This is a genomic window from Pseudomonas sp. Ors-4-3C, from assembly GCF_055755035.1.
Window position 1 is genome coordinate 306,697 of the sequence record NZ_CM146900.1, and the last position, 20,566, is coordinate 327,262.

18 protein-coding genes and 1 tRNA gene are annotated in these 20,566 nt (G+C 60.1%); 10 read left to right on the plus strand and 9 right to left on the minus strand.

The annotated features are described in order from the left end of the window. Positions 1 to 11 precede the first annotated feature (11 nt). Both ACVHNU_RS01360 and alg8 read right to left on the minus strand, forming a co-directional pair. On the minus strand, positions 12 to 1,181 hold the full coding sequence (locus tag ACVHNU_RS01360; protein ID WP_003221862.1) for an alginate biosynthesis protein Alg44: 1,170 nt from the start codon (positions 1,179 to 1,181) through the stop codon (positions 12 to 14). A 36-nt stretch (positions 1,182 to 1,217) separates the two neighbouring features. Beyond that, a complete protein-coding gene (alg8, locus tag ACVHNU_RS01365) occupies positions 1,218 to 2,699 on the minus strand; it encodes a mannuronan synthase (protein ID WP_207198942.1) in 1,482 nt (493 codons plus the stop codon). A gap of 33 nt (positions 2,700 to 2,732) precedes the next feature. Between alg8 and ACVHNU_RS01370 the strand changes: the two genes are divergently transcribed. Continuing rightward, positions 2,733 to 2,798: transfer RNA gene (locus ACVHNU_RS01370), tRNA-Leu, on the plus strand. Positions 2,799 to 2,806: 8 nt separating this feature from the next. Here ACVHNU_RS01370 and ACVHNU_RS01375 read toward each other — a convergent pair. Continuing rightward, positions 2,807 to 4,123: a nucleotide sugar dehydrogenase gene (locus ACVHNU_RS01375; protein ID WP_003221866.1), complete on the minus strand. Its 1,317-nt coding sequence runs from the start codon at positions 4,121 to 4,123 to the stop codon at positions 2,807 to 2,809. Positions 4,124 to 4,934: 811 nt separating this feature from the next. Beyond that, positions 4,935 to 5,714: a peroxide stress protein YaaA gene (gene yaaA, locus ACVHNU_RS01380; RefSeq protein WP_003221868.1), complete on the minus strand. Its 780-nt coding sequence runs from the start codon at positions 5,712 to 5,714 to the stop codon at positions 4,935 to 4,937. Between the two features lie 313 nt (positions 5,715 to 6,027). Between yaaA and ACVHNU_RS01385 the strand changes: the two genes are divergently transcribed. From ACVHNU_RS01385 to ACVHNU_RS01410, 6 genes are all read left to right on the plus strand, one after another. After that, a complete protein-coding gene (locus tag ACVHNU_RS01385) occupies positions 6,028 to 7,104 on the plus strand; it encodes a polysaccharide deacetylase family protein (protein WP_400507140.1) in 1,077 nt (358 codons plus the stop codon). A 337-nt stretch (positions 7,105 to 7,441) separates the two neighbouring features. Next, entirely contained in the window at positions 7,442 to 8,836 is a 1,395-nt protein-coding gene (locus tag ACVHNU_RS01390) for a PhoH family protein (protein ID WP_003221872.1), read from the plus strand. 236 nt (positions 8,837 to 9,072) lie between these two features. Next, complete coding sequence (moaC, locus tag ACVHNU_RS01395) at positions 9,073 to 9,546, plus strand: cyclic pyranopterin monophosphate synthase MoaC (protein WP_095138249.1); 474 nt, start codon at positions 9,073 to 9,075, stop codon at positions 9,544 to 9,546. Continuing rightward, positions 9,543 to 9,785 (plus strand): molybdopterin converting factor subunit 1, encoded by a 243-nt coding sequence (gene moaD, locus ACVHNU_RS01400; protein ID WP_003221876.1) that lies wholly within the window; start codon positions 9,543 to 9,545, stop codon positions 9,783 to 9,785. The genes moaC and moaD overlap by 4 nt, the downstream gene beginning before the upstream one ends. Positions 9,786 to 9,788: 3 nt before the next feature. Then, the gene (gene moaE, locus ACVHNU_RS01405) at positions 9,789 to 10,241 is read left to right on the plus strand and encodes a molybdopterin synthase catalytic subunit MoaE (protein WP_103484926.1); all 453 of its coding nucleotides are present in this window, start codon (positions 9,789 to 9,791) and stop codon (positions 10,239 to 10,241) included. A gap of 270 nt (positions 10,242 to 10,511) precedes the next feature. Continuing rightward, positions 10,512 to 11,288 carry an ABC transporter substrate-binding protein gene (locus ACVHNU_RS01410; RefSeq protein WP_201135742.1) on the plus strand — a complete coding sequence of 259 codons (777 nt, stop codon included), beginning with the start codon at positions 10,512 to 10,514 and terminating at the stop codon, positions 11,286 to 11,288. Between the two features lie 109 nt (positions 11,289 to 11,397). Here the strand turns inward: ACVHNU_RS01410 and ACVHNU_RS01415 are convergent, their stop codons facing one another. The 5 genes from ACVHNU_RS01415 to ACVHNU_RS01435 form a co-directional block, all read right to left on the minus strand. Then, positions 11,398 to 12,024, minus strand: coding sequence for a helix-turn-helix transcriptional regulator (locus tag ACVHNU_RS01415; protein ID WP_003221883.1), 627 nt, complete (start codon positions 12,022 to 12,024; stop codon positions 11,398 to 11,400). Between the two features lie 92 nt (positions 12,025 to 12,116). Beyond that, entirely contained in the window at positions 12,117 to 13,244 is a 1,128-nt protein-coding gene (locus ACVHNU_RS01420) for an NAD(P)/FAD-dependent oxidoreductase (protein WP_473018854.1), read from the minus strand. Between the two features lie 149 nt (positions 13,245 to 13,393). Further along, positions 13,394 to 14,338 carry an ornithine cyclodeaminase family protein gene (locus tag ACVHNU_RS01425; protein ID WP_473018855.1) on the minus strand — a complete coding sequence of 315 codons (945 nt, stop codon included), beginning with the start codon at positions 14,336 to 14,338 and terminating at the stop codon, positions 13,394 to 13,396. 137 nt (positions 14,339 to 14,475) lie between these two features. After that, complete coding sequence (gene rhlB, locus ACVHNU_RS01430) at positions 14,476 to 15,948, minus strand: ATP-dependent RNA helicase RhlB (RefSeq protein WP_473018856.1); 1,473 nt, start codon at positions 15,946 to 15,948, stop codon at positions 14,476 to 14,478. Between the two features lie 96 nt (positions 15,949 to 16,044). Then, the gene (locus ACVHNU_RS01435; protein WP_473018857.1) at positions 16,045 to 16,701 is read right to left on the minus strand and encodes an alpha/beta hydrolase; all 657 of its coding nucleotides are present in this window, start codon (positions 16,699 to 16,701) and stop codon (positions 16,045 to 16,047) included. A gap of 468 nt (positions 16,702 to 17,169) precedes the next feature. On the opposite strand from ACVHNU_RS01435, the gene ACVHNU_RS01440 reads away from it, so the two are divergent. The 3 genes from ACVHNU_RS01440 (at position 17,170) to ACVHNU_RS01450 (ending at position 20,556) form a co-directional block, all read left to right on the plus strand. Beyond that, positions 17,170 to 18,201: an amino acid ABC transporter substrate-binding protein gene (locus ACVHNU_RS01440; protein ID WP_047292688.1), complete on the plus strand. Its 1,032-nt coding sequence runs from the start codon at positions 17,170 to 17,172 to the stop codon at positions 18,199 to 18,201. 65 nt (positions 18,202 to 18,266) lie between these two features. After that, complete coding sequence (locus ACVHNU_RS01445) at positions 18,267 to 19,448, plus strand: amino acid ABC transporter permease (RefSeq protein WP_103484922.1); 1,182 nt, start codon at positions 18,267 to 18,269, stop codon at positions 19,446 to 19,448. A gap of 10 nt (positions 19,449 to 19,458) precedes the next feature. Continuing rightward, positions 19,459 to 20,556: an amino acid ABC transporter permease gene (locus ACVHNU_RS01450; RefSeq protein ID WP_003221895.1), complete on the plus strand. Its 1,098-nt coding sequence runs from the start codon at positions 19,459 to 19,461 to the stop codon at positions 20,554 to 20,556. Positions 20,557 to 20,566: the final 10 nt, after the last annotated feature.

Genomic DNA, 20,566 nt, shown 5'->3' on the forward strand with positions numbered 1-20,566 from the left:
ATGTCCTCGACTTAAAGACCGGCAGCCATGGCTTTGTCGATCAGCCAGTTCAGGTTCGGGCCACGGTCGCTGTTCACTTCCACCGGGCGGCCGGCGAAGCTGCTGTCCAGCGGTTCGTCCGGCTGGATCTGCACGCGGATGTCGGAGGACAGGTCGGCGCTTTTCAGGCTGGTGCTGCTGACGATCTTGCCGGTGCGGGTCTGGTCTTCGCCGGCGATCTGGAAGCTCACTGGCGTACCCGGGCGCACGTCGCCGAACTGGCGATAGGAGAAGCGTGCATCGACGGTAGCCTGGGTGTTGCGCGGCACCAGGGTGAAGATCACGTCGCCCTTGCTCGCGTACTGACCGTCAGCCACCAGTTGCTGGGCCACAGTGCAATCGCACGGCGAGGTCAGGGTGCCGGTCATTTGCTTGCCGAACAGTTCTTCAACTTTGGCCGGTTGCAACTGGTCTTCGTCCAGATGGCCCTTGAGCACGTCGAGCATGCTGGTGCTGAAGGTCGCCAGCGGGGCGCCTTTGGCGGCGACGCCGTCGGACTTGACCAGACTCTGCACGGTGCCGTCACGCGGCATGGTGATGTTCATTCCCGGCACGCTGACCAGACCTGCTTGCGCATGGCTGACGAAGTACATGCCGTACACCGACTTGAACACGAAACCGAACGCCACCAGGCCGATGGCGAAGATGCCGGCGCTGAAGGTCACGGCTTTCAGACGCCCGAACGGGGTCATGCCGCTGCCGCCGTCCTTGACCTTGCGCGCCTTGGTGAAGTTGTCGCGCTGCAGGGTCGCCAGCACTTCACCCATGCTGACGATGTCGCCGGCCAGGTGCGAAGTGATCAGGTGGCGCAGAGTGGAAATGTCCTGCGGCTCAAGGTTCTGGAACTGGCAACCGGCGCGGCCGGTCTGGCGGTCGTAGGAGCGGATCTGCAGCTCGACGTCCATGGCCAGGCCGAGGTTGTCGATGACGAATTGCAGGCGTGCCTTGTGCACCTCACCCACGGTCAGCGGCATCTGCCCGGCGTTGAATGCCAGACCACCGGCGGAAAGGTCGAGGACCCGCGCTTCGAGCGGCGTCCGGTCGTGGCCGAAAAAGCGCAGTTTGGCCGGGATTTTTACGCGGGCGTGCTGACGCTGGGCTTCGGATTCATGCACTACGTTGGCGTTGACGGCGGTATTCATAGGGGCGATTTCCTTGTTAATTCAATAAGGGGGCGGTCAGACCATCATCAGCAGCACGGCGACGAAAATGCTGCCGGCGGAGAAGGTCATGGTCCGAGACGACCAGGTGTTGAACCAACGTTGAAAGCTGGCGAGATCACGGGTCAGGGAAGTGGGTTGGCGCGTCCAGGATTGCTGGTCGAGGCGGAAGAACACGTAGATCTTCACCAGCGCACCGACGATCTGGTTGTAATAGAGAATCGCCGGGTAAGCCGGGCCGATCCGGTGACCGGAGCACGACAGCAACAGGGTCAGAATCAGCCGGGTGATGCCGATCCACAGCAGGTAGGCGAGGATGAACGCGCCGCCGTACTTGAAGCTGGCGATGATCGCCACGGTCAGGCCGAGCAAGGACGTCCACATCGATACACGCTGGTCGAACAGCACCACCGAGGTGAAGGCGCCGAGGCGTTTCACACCCAGGCCCAGTGCTCGCGAGTTCTGGCGCAGGTTGTTGCCGTACCAGCGGAACATCAGTTTGCGGCTGGCCTTGATGAAGCTCTTTTCCGGCGGGTGCTCAACGGTGTTGATCGCGGCGTCCGGCACGTAAAAGGTGTCGTAACCCAGGCGCATCAGGCTGAACCAGCTCGACTTGTCGTCGCCGGTGAGAAACTTGAAACGGCCCAGGCGCCAGTGTTGCAGCGAGTCGCTTTCGACGTCGGCGATGAACTCCGGATCGGTGACCACGGTGGCGCGGAATACCGACATGCGCCCGGTCATGGTCAGCACGCGCTTGGACAGGGCCATCGAGCACATGTTGATGTGACGCTGGGCGAAACGCAGCTTGTGCCATTCGCTCATGATGTAGCCGCCACGTACTTCGCAGAATTCGTTGGTGGTCAGGCCGCCGACATTGCCGAACAGCTGGAACCACGGCACGGTCTTGCGCACGGTGCCTTCGCCGAGCACGGTGTCGCCGTCGATCACGGCCACTACGGCGCGGTCGTCTGGCAGGTGACGGGAGATCGCGCGGAAACCGTAGGCCAGGCCATCACGTTTGCCGGTGCCGGGAATGCGCACGAAGTCGAGCTTCACGCGCTCTGGCGGATTCATCCGCGCCCACAGCGCTTTCACCAGCAGCTCATCGGACATTTCGACGATCGAGCAGACCACGGTGGTCGGCAGTTCGCAGTCGATGGCTTCGCGGATCACCGAGCTGTAGACCTGCGCGGTGGTCAGCGCGTCGATACGGAAACTGGTGACCATCAGAAACACATGCGACGGGTCCGCCGCTTTACCCAGCTTGCGCACTTTGCGGCGCAGATGCGGGTAGACGATGTAGAGAAAAATCATGCCGCGCACAAAGTGCGTTGCACCCATCGAGTAGCGCCAGATACCCACGGCGCCAATCAGGAAAATGAAGTCCTTCGACTCGGAGTCGAATGTGGACGTGGGCAGCATCAAGGCCAGGCCCAATAACAAACTGAGGTAAAACAGCCAACCGGCGGCCTGAAGTAGGCCGTGCTTTAGCCTGTGCATAATCTGCATCCGTCTCTATCTCGGGCGAGCCTGTCGGGTGGCCCGATGGGGTTAAGGCAGGCGAAGAACCGGCCGGGGGTTCAAATCCCCCCGGCCGGAAGGCTGACTTACCAGCAGATACCTTCGGTGCGCGTACCGGCGTTGGTGGCTTTGGCCATGAAGCCGACCAGGTCGATGACCTGTTTGCCTTGCGGTGCTTCCTGAGCCAGCGCGCGGAATTTCTCGTCGCGGTTGCCGAGGATGATCACGTCGGAGTTGTCGATCACCGAATCGAAGTCCGAATTGAGCAGGGACGACACGTGCGGGATCTTCGATTCGATGTAGTCCTTGTTCGCGCCGTGAACACGGGCGTACTCGACGTTGCTGTCGTAGATGCTCAGGTCGTAGCCCTTGCCGATCAGCATCTCGGCCAGTTCCACCAGCGGACTTTCGCGCAGGTCGTCGGTACCGGCCTTGAAACTCAGGCCGAGCAGGGCGACTTTGCGTTTGTCGTGGCTTTCAACGATGTCGAAGGCGTTCTGCACTTGCGATTCGTTGCTGCGCATCAGCGAGTTGAGCAGCGGCGCTTCGACGTCCAGCGAACCGGCACGGTAGGTCAGGGCGCGCACGTCTTTGGGCAGGCACGAGCCGCCGAAGGCGAAGCCCGGGCGCATGTAGTACTGGGACAGGTTGAGGGTCTTGTCCTGGCAGACCACGTCCATCACTTCACGACCATCGACGCCGACCGCTTTGGCGATGTTGCCGATCTCGTTGGCGAAGGTGACCTTGGTCGCGTGCCAGACGTTGCAGGTGTACTTGATCATTTCGGCGACAGCGATGTCCTTGCGGATGATCGGCGCGTCGAGTTCTTCGTACAGCGATTGCAGAACGTCGCCCGAGGCTTTGTCGAACTCGCCGATGACGGTCATCGGTGGCAGGTCGTAGTCCTTGATCGCGGTGGATTCACGCAGGAATTCCGGGTTGACCGCCACGCCGAAGTCGACGCCGGCCTTTTTGCCCGAGCAGTCTTCGAGGATCGGGATCACCACGTTGGCGACGGTGCCCGGCAGCACGGTGCTGCGCACCACGATGGTGTGGCGGGTGGTTTTTTCCCGCAGCACGAAACCGATCTCGCGGCATACCGCTTCGATGTAGTTCAGTTCCAGGTCGCCGTTCTTCTTGCTCGGCGTACCGACGCAGATCATCGACAGGTCGGTGTCACGAATCGCCTCGGCGAAGTTGGTCGTACCGCGCAGACGACCGGTCTCGATACCTTGCGCCAGCAGTTCGCCCAGACCCGGTTCAACAATCGGCGATTTGCCGGCGTTGATCATGTCGATCTTGTCTTTGGCAACATCGACGCCAACCACGTCGTGGCCCCGTGCAGACAGGCAACCGGCACACACTGCGCCAACGTAACCCAAACCAAATATGCTGATGCGCATCGCAATTACCTCTGTGTTTTATCAAGCCATTAGATGGCCGGAGTTAATGGTGTTCAGCGGTCATAGTGCACTCGAAAGTGCGGCAAACAGGCGCCACAATGCCGTGTGCAGGCATACTAAGTTCCGAGTGTCTAAATAAGTGCACTCAAGATGTGCGCAACTAGGCCTTAGTTGTTATGACTTGCCCTGTTATGCAGCTGATCTTCTTTTCGGAAGATGCTTGTGCATGTGTCTAGTCCACCTGATGTCGGGCGTAAGGCCCGTAGATCAAGCGGTTGGGTGCTCAGGCGAGCACATTTACAGGGGCGCAGCCTTGGCCGTGTAGAGGATGTTTATGGTGCGTTTCACCTATCCATCGTTAGTTGATCAGATGAGTGAACCATCTAGGCAAGTTGCTGTGACAACTTGGTTACATGGTTCTCCGCTCTGCGTAAGTTATCTCGTACAAACTCGGTGAGAATCGTTACCGGTGGTATGAGCTATGCATTTGGACATAGTTCCTATCCACTCATCGCGAAATCTGAAATTTTTTGAAATATTGCCAAAGATGGCACTGGTCTCAATTTGATAGCACTTTCGATTTGGGCCTTTGTTAATCGGTGCGTAATCGAGCTAGATAGTTTTGTGCCACTACCGTAAAAAAATTTACGTGCCACTACTGAAAAAAAGAGCGGCTGTCGAGTGAAACTAAAATTAGAATTGGAGGGAACGATTTTATGGCGCCAATAAAACGGCGAAATGTGGTGAGGGATTTTTGACGTCGTGCGAGCTGCACGACTCTTTATAGAAAGAGTCGTGCAATGGGCATGCTTTATTCCGGAGCGTGGTCGCGCAGAAACACCAGATTGTCCGGTTTCGACTGCTCGGCGCTGTAGCGATAACCCTGCACATCGAACTGTTTCAGGGCGGCCGGATCGTTGATCTGCTCCTGAATCACGAAACGGCTCATCAGGCCTCGGGCCTTTTTCGCGTAGAAGCTGATGATCTTGTACTGGCCGTTCTTCAGATCCTTGAACTCGGTATTGATGATCCGCGCGTTCAGGGCACTGCGCTTGACTGCCGAGAAGTACTCGTTGGACGCCAGGTTCAGCAGCACGTCGTCGCCTTGTTCGGCCAGCGCTTCGTTGAGCCATTCGCTGATGCGCGTGCCCCAGAACGCGTACAGATCCTTGCCACGGGCATTGGCCAGTTTGGTGCCCATTTCCAGACGATACGGTTGCATCAAATCCAGCGGACGCAACAGGCCATAGAGGCCGGAGAGCATGCGCAGATGCTTTTGCGCATAGTCGAACTGGGCTTCGCTGAACGATTGCGCATCGAGGCCGGTGTACACGTCACCTTTGAATGCGAGCAGGGCCTGCTTGGCGTTTTCCGGGGTGAAGGCGGGCGTCCAGCTGCCGAAACGCGCGGCATTCAGGCCGCCGATCTTGTCGGACACGTGCATCAGTTCGCTGATCTGTGCCGGACTCAGTTCGCGCAGTTGCTGGATCAGCTCCTGGGAATGGTCGAGGTATTGCGGCTGGGTGAAGCGCTGGGTCGCCGGCGGTGTTTCGTAATCGAGGGTCTTGGCGGGGGAAATCACCATCAGCATGAAGTCGTCTCCTTTAATCGTGGGGGCGATTCTAGGGGGTTGGCCGAGTGGACTCCAGCTATCAAGCCCATAGGTGATCGACGGCTCGCCACATTTCCCTGTGGGAGGGGGCTTGCTCCCGAAGAGGCCGTGTCAGTCGCCATATTTGCTGAATGACACACCGCATTCGGGAGCAAGCCCCCTCCCACAGGGAATCGGAGTGGCTGAGGGGAATCGCGCGGGATCAGCTATAGTGCCGCGCGGGTTTGGTTATGGAGACACCCCTTTGCGTATTGTTCTTTTATTCACCGCGTGGCTGTTGAGCTTCGGGGCCATGGCGGCACCGGGTGATGTGGCGACGCTGGATCGCAGCACCTGGCCCGAACAACTGAGCAGCCCGACGCTGTTCGACGTTGCTTCGCGCGCAGAAATCCTCATGTTCGCCCGTGGCCTGCTCGGCACCGAAGCGCTGGACGAAGCCGCGCTGGCCCAGCGTCTGGGGCTGCGTACGGTCAATGTCGACGCGATCAGCAGCCTGCGTCAGCGGCTCTGGGAACGTCTGTTGGCCAACTACAACTTCGCCCAGCAGAGCTGCGATCAGGACGCCTCGTTCTGCTTCCTCGTCGAAGACCTGCCGACCCTGCGCGAGCAGGCCGCCAAGTTTGTGGTCAGCGATGATAGCTATTACACCAAGTGGGCCGAGCCGAGCCGCTTGTTTCATCTGCAGTACCTGGACGAGCTGATGCGCAAGGCCGCGCTGTCGCCGCAGACCAGCAGCGAAGTCGATCACTTTGGCGACTACGAGCGCAACGGCGACGAGATGCACGATCGGCTGTTTCTGCTGAGTTTCGACAGCGCCGCCAATCTGCAGCCGGACAACACCGACTGGATCGCCGACTACCTGCGCAAATCCAACCTCAGCGGCACATTCTTCCTGTTGGGCAAGGATGTGCAGGCGCGGCTGGCCGATCGCTCGGTGAGCAACCTGCAATCGGAGTTCTCGAAGCAATGCGTCGGTGTTCAGGGCTGGGAGTTCCGCTCCCACAGCCACTGGCAGGACTGGCAGGACTCGGTGCGCCGCAGCGCCGATCTGGTAAAGAACAAGTTGCCGGAGAACTACGTACCGCTGTTCCGTCCACCGGAAGGTCAGCGCCGCAGTGATGCCGGCAGCTTCTTCCGCAATCAGGGCCTGCAAGTGGCGCTGTGGGACATCGATGCCCAGGACGGTGCAGGCAAGCTCAAGGGCGCGCCGAGTGCGCAGCGGGTGCTGACCCTGATGCTGCTGTGGCGCCACGGGGTGATCAATTTCAACATGAAGCAGGATGCGGTGAAGACCGCGTTGCCTTGGCTGATCACGCAAACTGCGCAAAGCGGCATCGGCTTTGAGGACTGTCAGGACGGGTTTCGCTGACAAACGGAGAAAGCCCGGAAACATTGGGCTTGGGGCGATTTTTCTAGAGAATTCGATGCAGGCGGACTTCCGACTTTAGCGGGGTCTGGACAGTCCGCCAAGGGCTTTTCGTCACTCTGCAAAATAAACTTAAAAAAACCGTCAAAGTGCTTTTTTATGTCATGGGTTTTGGAGTATTACGAAGACAGACCGCCGAAACCTGCAACACAGGTGGCGTCTTCCAAGACTCCTTTTGTGTGCAGTTCATCCAGGCCCTCGTGGATGAGTTCGGCAGTCACTTCGAGGCGCAGCACCGCCCAGGTATTGCGTCGAATGGCTCCCACAAAGGTGACCGAGTATGGATGATCACGGACGTAGCCCTTCTTCCAACCAGCCAATCCTTTATGTACTCGATACCAACGTATTGATTCACGATCCAAATGCCCTGCTGAATTTCGAAGAACACCACGTCGCGATCCCGATGACCGTGCTCGAAGAGCTGGACAAGCTCAAGAGCGGCCATCACAGCGTTGCTGCCGAATGCCGCCAGGCGATCCGGCTGATCGACAAGACCCTGGGCGATGCCTCCCCCGAGGACGTCGAGCTGGGTGTGCCGATTCAGCGCGGCAAGGGCGGGCCGAAGGGCTTGCTGTCAATTCTGATGAGCAAACAGGCCGAGTCGAACCTGATTCTGCCGGAGCATCTGAACGACAACAAAATCATCAACCAACTGATCGACCTGCACACCCGTGATCCGAAGAAGGCCGTTGTGCTGGTCACCAAAGACATCAACATGCGCCTCAAGGCGCGCGCCTGCGGGATCGCGGCCGAGGACTACAGCACCGACCAACTGGTCGATGACGTGTCCCTGCTGCCCAACGGCTACCACAACATGACCGGCTCCTTCTGGGACCGCGTGAGCAAGGTTGAAACCCGTCAGGATCACGGCCGCACCTGGCATCAGGTACAGCTGATCGACAACCTGCCGGCGGTGCACATCAACGAGTTCATCATTGACGAACAAGGCTTTGTCGGCTGGATCAAGGAAATCCAGGAAGACAGGCTGCTGATCCTCGACCTGCACCAGGAACCGCTGCTGCATCAGGAAGCCTGGGGCCTCAAGCCACGTGACATCTACCAGAGCCTGGCGCTGTATGCGTTGCTGGATCCGGACATTCACCTGGTCAACCTGTCGGGCGCCGCCGGTTCCGGTAAAACCATCCTGGCGCTGGCCGCGGCCATCGAGCAGACCATGGTCAGCAAGCGCTATCGCCGGATCATCGCAACCCGCAGCGTGCAGGGCCTGGACCAGGAAATCGGCTTCCTGCCGGGCACCGAAGCGGAAAAAATGGAGCCTTGGCTGGGCGCCATCACCGACAACCTCGAAGCCTTGCACATGGATGACGAAAACACCCATGGCAGCGTCGACTACATCCTCAGCAAAGTGCCGTTGCAGTTCAAATCGCTCAACTACATTCGCGGTCGCAGCTTCCAGCAGAGCCTGATCCTGATCGACGAATGTCAGAACCTCACGCCGCACCAGATGAAAACCATCATCACCCGGGCCGGCGCCGGTTCCAAAGTGGTGTGCCTGGGCAACCTGGCACAGATCGACACCCCTTACCTGTCCGCGACCAGCTCCGGGCTGACGTACTTGACCGAACGCTTCAAGGATTTCCCCAACGGTGTGCACATCACCCTGCAAGGGGTGCCACGCTCGATTCTGGCCGAATACGCCGAATCGCATCTGTAACCTCCACCAGAAAACGGGCGGCCTGACAGCCGCCCGTTTTTTATGGATGAACGCATCACCCAATGTGGGAGCGGGCTTGCTCGCGAAAGCGGTGTGTCAGCCACCAAATGTGTGCCTGATACACCGTTTTCGCGAGCAAGTCCGCTCCCACAGGGGACAGTGGTGAATTCATAATCAGTGATGCGGAAATTTGACCCGCAGGTTTACAATCCACGCTCCTGATCAGGAGTAATCCCGTGCTGACTCATCTCGATTCCCAAGGTCGCGCCAACATGGTCGACGTCACCGAAAAAGCCGTGACGTTCCGTGAGGCGACCGCCCAGGCGCTGGTGCGCATGCTCCCTGAAACCCTGCAGATGATCGTCAGCGGCGGCCATCCCAAGGGCGACGTGTTTGCCGTGGCGCGCATTGCCGGCATTCAGGCAGCGAAGAAAACCAGCGATCTGATCCCGTTGTGCCATCCGCTGATGCTGACCGGGGTCAAGGTCGAACTCAGCGCTGAAGGTGACGACAGCGTGCGCATCGTCGCCCGCTGCAAACTGTCCGGGCAGACCGGCGTCGAGATGGAAGCGCTGACCGCTGCCAGCGTCGCGGCGCTGACCATTTACGACATGTGCAAAGCGGTGGACCGCGGCATGGTCATCGAAAGCGTACGTCTGCTGGAGAAGGTCGGCGGCAAGAGCGGGCATTTCCAGGCGGAGCAGCCATGAACCTGACCGTGAAATTTTTCGCCCGTTACCGTGAAGCGCTGGGTGTGGACTCGGTCGCGGTCGAAGGCGATTTCGCCACCGTCGACGATGTGCGTGCGCTGCTCGCGCAACGCGAGGGCGCCGAGGTGTTGAGCGAACAGAACCTGATGTGCGCACGCAACGAAGATCTGTGTCAGCTCGACGAGCCGGTGAGCGACGGTGACGAAGTGGCGTTTTTCCCCACTGTGACCGGAGGCTGAGGCATGGCGATTCGGGTGCAGTCCACGGCGTTCGATCCCGGCGCTGAAGTCAACGCGATGCACGCGGCGAATGTCGGTGTCGGCGCGGTGGTGAGTTTTGTCGGCTACGTGCGCGACTTCAATGACGGGCTGGATGTGGCCGGGATGTTCCTCGAGCATTATCCGGGCATGACCGAAAAAGCCCTTGGCAAGATCGCCGTCGAGGCCGAACAGCGCTGGCCGCTGCTGAAGCTCGAAGTGCTGCACCGCATCGGCGCGCTGGAACCGGGCGAGCCGATCGTGTTTGTCGGTGCGGCCAGTGCCCATCGCCAGGCGGCGTTCGACGCCTGTGCCTTTGTCATGGACTACCTGAAAACCCGCGCGCCGTTCTGGAAGAAAGAAACCACCAGCGATGGCCCACGCTGGGTGGAAGGGCGTGACAGTGATCATGCCGCTGCAGATCGCTGGAAGAAGTAGTTTTTACAGCGCCTTCAAGTCCGTCTTCGCGAGCAAGCCCGCTCCCACAGGAGAACGCATTTCCAATGTGGGAGCGGGCTTGCTCGCGAAGAGGCCATCAGCATCGCCCCAGACTGAATGACACCGCATCGGATAGCGAGGCGGATCAATCTCTGCTGCCTGATTGACGATGTGTACGTTAAAGTCCAGTATGGATTTACAAGTACAAGAACCGTTCCAGCTCTTTTCTTCTGTCTTGCCAAACCAACAACAACCCGCGAGAAAACGAACATGAAGAAACTCCCCCTGATCACCGGTCTGGCCCTGAGCTTGTTGGCGTGCACCAGCTCATTCGCTGCCGAGAAAACCTTGCGCATCGGCATCGAGGCCGCTTATCCACCGTTCGCCTCGAAGACCGACAAGGGCGAGATCGTCGGTTTCGACTACGACATCGGCAACGCCCTGTGCGCGCAGATGAAGGTCAAGTGTGTGTGGGTCGAGGGTGAGTTCGATGGTCTGATTCCTTCGCTGAAAGTGAAGAAAATCGACATGGCCTTGTCGTCGATGACCATCAACGAAGACCGCAAGAAGTCGGTGGATTTCACCCACAAGTACTACTTCACTTCCTCGCGACTGGTGATGAAGGACGGCGCCACGGTCGATGATCAGTACGCCAGCCTCAAGGGCAAGACCGTCGGTGTGCAGCGCGCCACCACCACCGACCGTTATGCCACCGAGGTGTTTGAGCCCAAAGGCATCAACGTCAAACGCTACGGCAATAACGAAGAAATCTACATGGACCTGGCGGCCGGGCGGCTCGACGCGATTTTCGCTGACACCATTCCGTTGAATGATTTCCTGTCGATGCCGCGCGGCAAGGGTTATGCGTTTGTCGGGCCGGAGCTGAAGGATCCGAAGTACGTGGGCGAGGGCGCGGGGATCGCGGTGCGCAAGGGCAATACCGAGTTGGTCAGCGAGTTGAACACGGCCATCGACGGGATTCGTGCGAGTGGCGAGTATCAGAAGATTTCCCAGAAGTATTTCAAGTCCGACATTTACGGCGACTGATCTACCGCTTTCGCGAGCAAGCTCGCTCCCACATTAGATTTATGGCATTCACAAATCCCTGTGGGAGCGAGCTTGCTCGCGAAGAGGCCGGAACTACCGATGAAAATCTCTAGCCCTTCAATTCCTTCAAATGCTTGTACACCGTCGCCCGCCCCATGTTCAGCACATTGGCCACATAGTTCGAGGCACTCTTGCCCTTGAACGCGCCTTCGGCGTGCAGGGCCAGCACCAGTTCGCGCTTGTGATCGCGGGTCAGCAGATTCAGGCTCAACTGCCGCTCGCGCAGCCAGGCGTGGAGGAAGGTGTTGATGCGTTCCTGCCAGTCATCGCGGAACAGTGAATCCGGCTGCGGGATCAGTTTGCTTGGCGACAGGAACAGGTCCAGCGCAGCCTTGGCATTCTCGAACAGCGAAATATTCAGGTTGATGCACAGCACCGCCAGCGGCCGCTCGTCGCGGTCGCGCAGCACGGTGCTCAGGCTGCGAATCTTCTGGCCGTCCCAATTGAGCTTTTCGTACGGGCCGATGTTGCGCTCGCTGACCTCCTCGCTGAGCATGTCTTCAAGCGACGAATCGTCACCGATCTCGCGCTTGGACAGGTTGTTGGCGATGTAATCGACCTTCTGCGTGCGCAGGTCGTGCAGCACCACTTCGGCGTGGGGAAAGAACAGCGTGGCGATGGCGTCGGCGATGGCACGGAAGTTATCCAGGGCCGGATCGAATTCGGGGGCAGTCATGATTGTGGAGCTCCAGGCGGCGTCAGCGCCCCCGTGCACGGGGGCGCTGCGAGTGTGCCGCAATCCGTTGGGCGCGTCATCCGCAGGGGCCTTCAGCGCAGCCGTGAGGGTGAGAGCATGGCGCTGCTCAGGCCGAACTGACGCAGATGCTCCGGCAACGCCTGCCCACGCACCAATGCCGCACTGGCCTGGCCCATGGCCGGTGAAGTCTGGATGCCGTAACCGCCCTGAGCCGCGACCCAGAACAACCCCGGTACCTGTGGATCGAAACCGCTGAGCAGATCGCCGTCGGGGACAAAGCTGCGCAGTCCGGCCCAGGTGCGGGTCGGACGGCGGATGGTCAGGGTCGTGGCTTCTTCGATCTGGTAGATGCCCATGGCGATGTCCAGTTCTTCCGGCTGCACGTCGTGGGGTTCGACCGGATCGGCGTTGGCCGGCGAGCCGAGGAACATCCCGGCGTCGGGCTTCATGTAGAACGATTCGTCAAGGCTGACCAGCATCGGCCAGTGATGAATGTCCACGCCCTCGGGGCCGGCGAAAATGAACGCCGCGCGGCGTTTAGGTTGCAGGCCCAGCGCTTGCGCGCCAGCCAGTGCGCCGATCTTGTCGGCCCAGGCGCCGGCGGCGTTGATGATGACCGGAGCGCTGAAGGTCTGGCCGTTGGTTTGCACCTGCCAGAGGCCATCGGCGTCACGTGTCAGGCCCAGCACCTCGCAATCGGTGTGCACTTCGCCGTTGTTGCGGCGGATACCGCGCAGGTAACCCTGATGTACCGCGTCGGTGTCGATGTCGGTGGCGGTCGGATCGTAGATCGCGCCGTGGACTTTTTCTCGACGCAAAATCGGCAGACGGGCGCAGGCTTCGTCGGCGCTGAGCAGTTGCATCTCCGGCACCGTGGCCTTGGCGCTGAGGTACTGGTTGTGCAGCTCGGCGGCATCACCGCTGAAATCCACGGTCATTTCACCGCGCGGCGTGAGCAATGGATGCTCGCAGAAGCCGCTCGGCGGATGGTCGAAAAACTCACGGCTGGCCAGCGTCAATGCTCGCACCTGCGGCGTGCCGTAGGCCGCGGAGTACAACGCGGCAGAGCGCCCGGTGGAGTGGTAGGCCGGATGCGATTCACGTTCGAGCACGATCACTTTGGCGTGGGGCGACAGCCAGAACCCGGTGGAAGCGCCGGCAATCCCGCCGCCGATGATGATGAAGTCTGCCTGGCTCATGTAAATCTCCAGTGGCTCGCAATATTGGGAAATAGGCTGATCCCCTGTGGGAGCGGGCTTGCTCGCGAAGGCGGTGTGTCATTCGGCCAATACGTTGCTTGACACGGCCTCTTCGCGAGCAAGCCCGCTCCCACAGGGGTTTTGTGGTGTTAGTTGGTCAAGTGATAAACCGCATTGGCCAGCGCAATGTCTTCCAGACCCAGGCCGATTGAACGGAAAAATACGTGACGGTCGTAACCGGGGCGCGGCACTTTCTCGCTGAGCAGGTCGGCGAGGTCGCCGACGATCAAGTCCTTGCTCCAGCCATGTTGTTCACTGGCGATCAACATTTCACCGGCCGACCCCGGCGTGGTCAGACGATAGTCGCAGAACACCTGCATGTCGCCCAGGCTCTGCGGCGGCACCTCATGGGCGCGTGGCGCGTTGGTGCTGATCGAGGTGATCAGCGCCGGTTTGGCCAACGCTGCGGGTTCGATCACCGGCCCGGCGGACGAGGTGCAGAGCATGATCACGTCCGCATCGTCGAGGGCGGTTTCGCGGCTGTCGGCAATCTTCAGCCCCGGGAAAATTTCTTTCAGCAGTGCCTGGGTGTGCGCATCCTCAGACAGGCTCGGCGAATACACACTGATGTTCTGCCAGTCGCGCAGGCCTTTCACGTAATGCAGATGCGCCTGAGCGACCTTGCCGCTGCCGATGATCGCCAGTCGCGTGGCATTCAGCGGGGCGAGGGCATCGACCGCCACCGCCGTGGTCGCGGCGGTACGCGCGGTGGTCAGCTCGCCGGCATCGCACAACAGCAACGGCTGGCCGCTGTGCATCGACATCAGCAGCGTCCACGCCGTCACCAGTGGCCCTTGCTCGCGGACGATGTAGGGCGAGGTCTTGACCCCGTACACGCCGTCCTCGGCCAGCACCCCCAGATAATTGATGAAGTCGCCGGCGCCCTGTGGAAACTCCACCAATTGCTGCGCCGGTTGCACGGCGTGGCCGGCGGCGAGGTCGCGGAACAGTTTGCGCAGGATCTGCGGCACGTCGATGCGCGCCAGCAGCTCGCGGGCCTGGGTGTGGTCGATCACGTAGGGTGTACTGGACATGTCAGGCTCCGCGGTCTGGATATAAACTAATTTGTCCATTATGGACTTTTAGTTGTCTATCGCAAGCGCCTGTTGAAAACGCCGGACAAAAAAAAGCGCAGTCCGTTGCCGGCTGCGCTTTTGGCGTTACAGGTCGCTTACTGCGGCTGCGGACGCTTGCGTTCCACTGCGCGCAACAGGTGCGTCGGCGGTGTTTCGCAGCTGATCTTGCGTCCTAGTTTTTCTTCGATCGACGGCAACTGGTAGGAGTCGTCTTCGCCGGCGAAGCTGATCGACACGCCGTCAGCGCCCGCGCGACCGGTGCGGCCGATGCGGTGCACGTAGTCGTCCGGGACTTCCGGCAGGGTGAAGTTGATCACGTGGCTGATGCCGTCGATGTGGATGCCGCGACCGGCGACATCGGTGGCCACCAGCACGCGGATCTTGCCTTCGCGGAAGCCTTCCAGGGTCTTGATGCGCTTGTGCTGCGGCACGTCGCCGGACAGTTGCGCGGCGTTGATGCCGTCGCGCACCAGGCGTTCTTCGATGCGGCGCACTTCATCCTTGCGGTTGGCGAAGACGATCACGCGTTCCCAGCCGTTATCGTTGACCAGGTTGTAGAGCAGTTTGTACTTGTCAGCCGCGGCCACCGCATAGATGTGCTGCTCGACGTTTTCGTTGGCCACGTTGGTGATTTCGATTTCGACGATTGCCGGATCGGTGGTCCATTGCTTGGCCAGGTTCATCACGTCTTCGGTGAAGGTCGCGGAGAACAGCAGGGTCTGGCGTTCGCTTTTCGGCGGGGTCTGGCGAATGATCTGCCGCACTTGCGGGATGAAACCCATGTCGAGCATGCGGTCGGCTTCGTCCAGCACCATCACTTCGACCATGTCCAGGTGCACGTCGCCGCGCTGGTTGAAGTCGAGCAGACGGCCGGGGGTGGCGACGAGAATGTCGCAGTGGCGCGCTTCGAGGTGCTTGAGCTGCTTGTCGAAATCCATGCCGCCAACGAACGTCATCACGTTGAGGCCGGTGTACTTGGTCAGGTCAGCGGCGTCCTTGGCGATCTGCACCACCAGCTCACGGGTCGGCGCGATGATCAGCGCACGAGGTTCGCCCATGTAGCGTTCTTTCGGCGGTGGCGTCTGCAACAACTGAGTGATGATCGAGATCAGGAACGCGGCGGTCTTGCCGGTGCCGGTCTGCGCGCGGCCGATGGCATCTTTGCCGGCGAGGGTGAAACCCAGCACCTGCGCCTGGATCGGCGTGCAGTATGGAAAGCCCAGATCCTGGATGGCGTGCATCAGTTCCGGCGCGAGTTTGAAATCGTGGAAGCGGGTCTTGCCTTCCTGGGGGGCGACGACGAAGTCTTCGAGTTTCCAGGGAATGACCGGTGCCTTGGGCTTCGGTTCGCGGCGCGGTCTGGCCGGTTTCGCTGCTTCGGCGCGGACCGGTTCGGCGGCGATAGCGGGTTGCGGCTCGGGCTCGGGTGTCGCTACCGGTGCCGGACGTTCAACCTTGGGCGCATCGCTGCGAGGGCCGGGGGCGTGCGACGGCGCACTGGGAACTGGCGCGAGCTGCTCAGCCTCGCTTTTACCGAACATTTTCTTGAGTGCTTCGAGCACGGTCATCTCATCAATTGGTTAAGGAATGTACGCCGGCCAGTGTAATGCAAGAAACGGGCGCGGCGTAGTGGGATGATCAAAGCGGTCCGGCAAGCGGCCGAATCAGCGCAGGCGCTCACTCAGCCAGGCGCCGATGTCGCGAATTTCTTCGGGTAACACTTCGTGCTCCATTGGGTATTCCTGCCATGTCACGGTGACACCATGCTTGTTTAAATGCTCGTAAGCACTGCGGCCCATGGCGTTGAGTACCACGCCATCGCGTTGGCCGTGCAAGCAAAGGGCGGGAATGCGTTGCTGACTGGCTGACAGCTCCATCTCGTCGGTAAAGGTCGGGGCATAGGTGGAGAGGGCAAGTACGCCACCCAAAGGACCTTGCCACTTTATATAAGCGGTGTGCAGCACCACGGCGCCCCCCTGGGAAAACCCGGCGAGAAAAATCCGCGAAGCGTCTATTCCGCTGGCGCGCTCCTTTTCGATCAATTCAATGATGCGATCCGCTGACGCTTCCAACTGCTCACGGTCAATCGACCGCGCCGGGCTCATGGCCTTTATGTCGTACCAGCTCGGCATCGCGTAACCGCCATTGATGGTGACGGGCAGGGTCGGCGCTTGCGGCAAGACGAAGCGGGTCGTCAGCAGGCTTTCCTGCAGCGCTTCGGCGACCGGCAGGAAATCATAGCGGTCAGCGCCGAGGCCGTGCAGCCAGATAACGCAGGCGTCTGCGGGCTTTACGGGTTCAAGAATCAGGGGCTCGGTCATGGCTGCTCCAAAAATGTGCGGGCGCTCTCAATAAGTGCGTGATTTGCGTGCGCGCCCGGTCGATCAGTTAACAAGATGTCGCAAGGCTACAAGTTTTGCTCTTGACCTGTCGCACAATCGCTTCAGCAAGCGGTGTGGTACGGGCTTTGCTATGGCTCTCAGCGTGCAACCGATCTCGCGTGTGGCGGTAACACTATCAGTGTACGACTTGCGACGGGATTGCAAAGAATCCGGTGATGGATGTTCGCCAATGGCCGCTACGGGCAAAGCGAACGTGGAAGGGCTACAGCCCGTTCGGCCGACTGGTGAGAAGTGAGTTGTCCATGATGTGGATTTTCTCCTACTAGACTCATAGCGAAGGTCTTACGTCGGTTGACCCCAAAAAAAGCCAACACGGGTCAACAACGCCTCAAAAGGGTGCGACTGGACTCAAGCTCCGACACAACAAGAGCAAAACTGGAGGTTTGAATGAAGATGTTGAAATCCACTCTGGCGGTCGTGACTGCTGCAGCAGTACTCGGCGTCAGCGGGTTCGCTCAGGCGGGTGCAACCCTGGATGCCGTGCAGAAGAAAGGTTTCGTGCAATGTGGCGTGAGCGACGGTCTGCCGGGTTTCTCGGTGCCGGACGCTTCGGGCAAGATCCTCGGGATCGACGCTGACGTTTGCCGCGCTGTGGCCGCTGCGGTATTCGGCGACGCCAACAAGGTCAAGTTCAGCCAGTTGAACGCCAAGGAGCGCTTCACCGCGCTGCAGTCCGGCGAAATCGACCTGCTCTCGCGCAACACCACCATGACCAGCTCGCGTGACGCCGGCATGGGCCTGAAATTCCCGGGCTTCATCACTTACTACGACGGCGTGGGCTTCCTGGCCAACAACAAGCTGGGCGTGAAGAGTGCCAAGGAACTGGACGGTGCAACCATCTGCATCCAGGCCGGTACCACCACCGAACTGAACGTGTCCGACTACTTCCGTGCCAACGGCCTGAAGTACACCCCGATCACTTTCGACACCTCCGATGAAAGCGCCAAGTCGCTGGAATCCGGTCGTTGCGACGTGCTGACCTCCGACAAGTCGCAGCTGTACGCACAGCGCAGCAAACTGGCTTCGCCAAAAGACTACGTGGTACTGCCGGAAACCATCTCCAAAGAACCGCTGGGCCCGGTCGTGCGTAATGGCGACGACGAGTGGCTGGCGATCGTTCGCTGGGTTGGCTATGCGCTGCTGAACGCTGAAGAAGCCGGCGTGACGTCGAAAAACGTATTGGAAGAAGCCAAATCCACCAAGAACCCGGACGTCGCTCGTCTGCTGGGTGCTGACGGTGAATACGGCAAGGACCTGAAACTGCCGAAGGACTGGGTTGTGAAAATCGTTTCGCAGGTCGGTAACTACGGTGAAATCTTCGAGAAAAACCTCGGCAAGAGCACTCCGCTGGAAATCGACCGTGGCCTGAACGCGCTGTGGACCAACGGCGGCATTCAGTACGCACCACCAGTGCGCTAATGGTTCTATCACCCGGCGGGCCAACCGCCGGGTGATGTTCTGTTCCATTTCTTCCGGGGCACTTCATGCAAAATTCAATCGGCGCACCAAAGCAGAGGTTCAGCCTCAGCGATCCGCGAGTGCGTGCGTGGCTGTTTCAGATCATCACCGTCGTGGCGGTGGTCGCCATGGGCTGGTATCTGTTCGACAACACCCAGACCAACCTGCAGCACCGGGGCATCACTTCCGGTTTCGGCTTTCTGGAGCGCAGTGCCGGGTTCGGCATCGCTCAACACCTGATTTCCTACACCGAAGCGGACAGCTATGCCCGGGTGTTCGTGATCGGTTTGCTCAACACCCTTCTGGTGACCGTCATCGGCGTGATCCTGGCGACCCTGCTGGGCTTCATCATCGGTGTGGCGCGGCTGTCGCCGAACTGGATCATCAGCAAACTGGCGACCGTGTATGTGGAAGTGTTCCGCAACATTCCGCCGCTGCTGCAGATTCTGTTCTGGTACTTCGCGGTGTTCCTGACCATGCCGGGACCGCGTAACAGCCATAACTTCGGCGACACCTTCTTCGTCAGCAGCCGGGGCCTGAACATGCCGGCCGCGCAAATGGCTGACGGCTTCTGGGCGTTCGTCATCAGTGTGGTGCTGGCGATTGTCGCCATCGTGCTGATGTGCCGCTGGGCCAACAAGCGTTTCGAAGACACCGGCGTACCGTTCCACAAATTCTGGACCGGCGTGGCGATCCTGCTGGTGCTCCCGACCCTGTGCGCACTGATCTTCGGCGCGCCGCTGCACTGGGAAATGCCGCAACTCAAGGGCTTCAACTTCGTCGGTGGCTGGGTGCTGATCCCGGAACTGCTCGCGTTGACCCTGGCGCTGACCGTGTACACCGCCGCGTTCATCGCGGAAATCGTCCGTTCGGGGATCAAGTCGGTCAGCCATGGCCAGACCGAAGCGGCGCGTTCGCTCGGCCTGCGCAACGGCCCGACCCTGCGCAAGGTGATCATTCCGCAAGCCTTGCGAGTGATCATTCCGCCGCTGACCAGCCAATACCTGAACCTGGCGAAGAACTCGTCGCTGGCCGCCGGTATCGGTTATCCGGAAATGGTTTCGCTGTTCGCCGGCACCGTGCTCAACCAGACCGGTCAGGCGATCGAAGTCATTGCCATCACCATGAGCGTGTACCTGGCGATCAGTATCAGCATTTCCCTGCTGATGAACTGGTACAACAAGCGCATTGCGCTGATCGAGCGGTGAGGAAACGCGCATGACAACCCATACTTTCAAACCCGACATGCCACCGCCGGCCAAGGTCTTCGGCCCGATGGCATGGATACGCGCCAACATGTTCTCCAGCTGGCTCAACACCCTGCTGACCCTGTTCGCGTTCTACCTGATCTACCTGGTGGTCCCACCGATCCTCAGTTGGGCGATCCTCGATGCCAACTGGGTCGGCACCACCCGCGCCGACTGCACCAAGGACGGCGCCTGCTGGGTGTTCATTCAGCAGCGTTTCGGCCAGTTCATGTACGGCTACTACCCGGCGGAACTGCGCTGGCGCGTCGACCTGACCGTGTGGCTGGCGGTGATCGGCGTGGCACCACTGTTTATCAAGCGCGTGGCGCACAAAGCCGTGTACGGCCTGAGCTTCCTGGTGATCTACCCGATCGTCGCGTGGTGCCTGCTGCATGGCGGCGTGTTCGGCCTCGACACCGTGGCGACCAGCCAGTGGGGTGGCCTGATGCTGACGCTGGTCATTGCCACCGTGGGTATCGCCGGCGCTTTGCCGCTGGGGATCATTCTGGCGCTGGGCCGTCGCTCGAACATGCCGGCGATTCGCGTGGTCTGCGTGACCTTCATCGAGTTCTGGCGCGGCGTGCCGTTGATCACGGTGCTGTTCATGTCCTCGGTGATGCTGCCGCTGTTCCTGCCCGAAGGCATGAACTTCGACAAGCTGCTGCGGGCGCTGATCGGGGTGATCCTGTTCCAGTCGGCCTACGTTGCCGAAGTGGTGCGTGGCGGTCTGCAAGCGATCCCTAAAGGTCAGTACGAAGCGGCTGCGGCGATGGGCCTCGGTTACTGGCGCGCGATGGGCCTGGTGATTCTGCCGCAAGCCCTGAAGCTGGTGATTCCGGGCATCGTCAACACGTTTATTGCGCTGTTCAAGGACACCAGCCTGGTGATCATCATCGGCCTGTTCGACCTGCTCAACAGCGTCAAACAAGCCGCTGCCGATCCGAAATGGCTGGGCATGGCCACCGAAGGCTACGTGTTCGCCGCCCTGGTGTTCTGGATTTTCTGTTTTGGTATGTCGCGCTATTCCATGCATCTGGAACGCAAGCTCGACACTGGCCACAAGCGTTAGGAGTTCTCGG

Bases quoted from the DNA above. Each gene is read 5' to 3' on its own strand.
- ACVHNU_RS01390 (WP_003221872.1), top strand. From the start codon at position 7,442: ATGGATGATCACGGACGTAGCCCTTCTTCCAACCAGCCAATCCTTTAT.
- ACVHNU_RS01440 (WP_047292688.1), top strand. From the start codon at position 17,170: ATGAAGATGTTGAAATCCACTCTGGCGGTCGTGACTGCTGCAGCAGTA.
- ACVHNU_RS01450 (WP_003221895.1), top strand. From the start codon at position 19,459: ATGACAACCCATACTTTCAAACCCGACATGCCACCGCCGGCCAAGGTC.
- ACVHNU_RS01410 (WP_201135742.1), top strand. From the start codon at position 10,512: ATGAAGAAACTCCCCCTGATCACCGGTCTGGCCCTGAGCTTGTTGGCG.
- ACVHNU_RS01445 (WP_103484922.1), top strand. From the start codon at position 18,267: ATGCAAAATTCAATCGGCGCACCAAAGCAGAGGTTCAGCCTCAGCGAT.
- moaE (WP_103484926.1), top strand. From the start codon at position 9,789: ATGGCGATTCGGGTGCAGTCCACGGCGTTCGATCCCGGCGCTGAAGTC.
- yaaA (WP_003221868.1), bottom strand. From the start codon at position 5,714: ATGCTGATGGTGATTTCCCCCGCCAAGACCCTCGATTACGAAACACCG.
- ACVHNU_RS01385 (WP_400507140.1), top strand. From the start codon at position 6,028: ATGGCGGCACCGGGTGATGTGGCGACGCTGGATCGCAGCACCTGGCCC.
- moaD (WP_003221876.1), top strand. From the start codon at position 9,543: ATGAACCTGACCGTGAAATTTTTCGCCCGTTACCGTGAAGCGCTGGGT.
- ACVHNU_RS01415 (WP_003221883.1), bottom strand. From the start codon at position 12,024: ATGACTGCCCCCGAATTCGATCCGGCCCTGGATAACTTCCGTGCCATC.
- alg8 (WP_207198942.1), bottom strand. From the start codon at position 2,699: ATGCACAGGCTAAAGCACGGCCTACTTCAGGCCGCCGGTTGGCTGTTT.
- ACVHNU_RS01360 (WP_003221862.1), bottom strand. From the start codon at position 1,181: ATGAATACCGCCGTCAACGCCAACGTAGTGCATGAATCCGAAGCCCAG.
- ACVHNU_RS01435 (WP_473018857.1), bottom strand. From the start codon at position 16,701: ATGACCGAGCCCCTGATTCTTGAACCCGTAAAGCCCGCAGACGCCTGC.
- ACVHNU_RS01375 (WP_003221866.1), bottom strand. From the start codon at position 4,123: ATGCGCATCAGCATATTTGGTTTGGGTTACGTTGGCGCAGTGTGTGCC.
- rhlB (WP_473018856.1), bottom strand. From the start codon at position 15,948: ATGACCGTGCTCGAAGCACTCAAGAAAATGTTCGGTAAAAGCGAGGCT.
- ACVHNU_RS01425 (WP_473018855.1), bottom strand. From the start codon at position 14,338: ATGTCCAGTACACCCTACGTGATCGACCACACCCAGGCCCGCGAGCTG.
- ACVHNU_RS01420 (WP_473018854.1), bottom strand. From the start codon at position 13,244: ATGAGCCAGGCAGACTTCATCATCATCGGCGGCGGGATTGCCGGCGCT.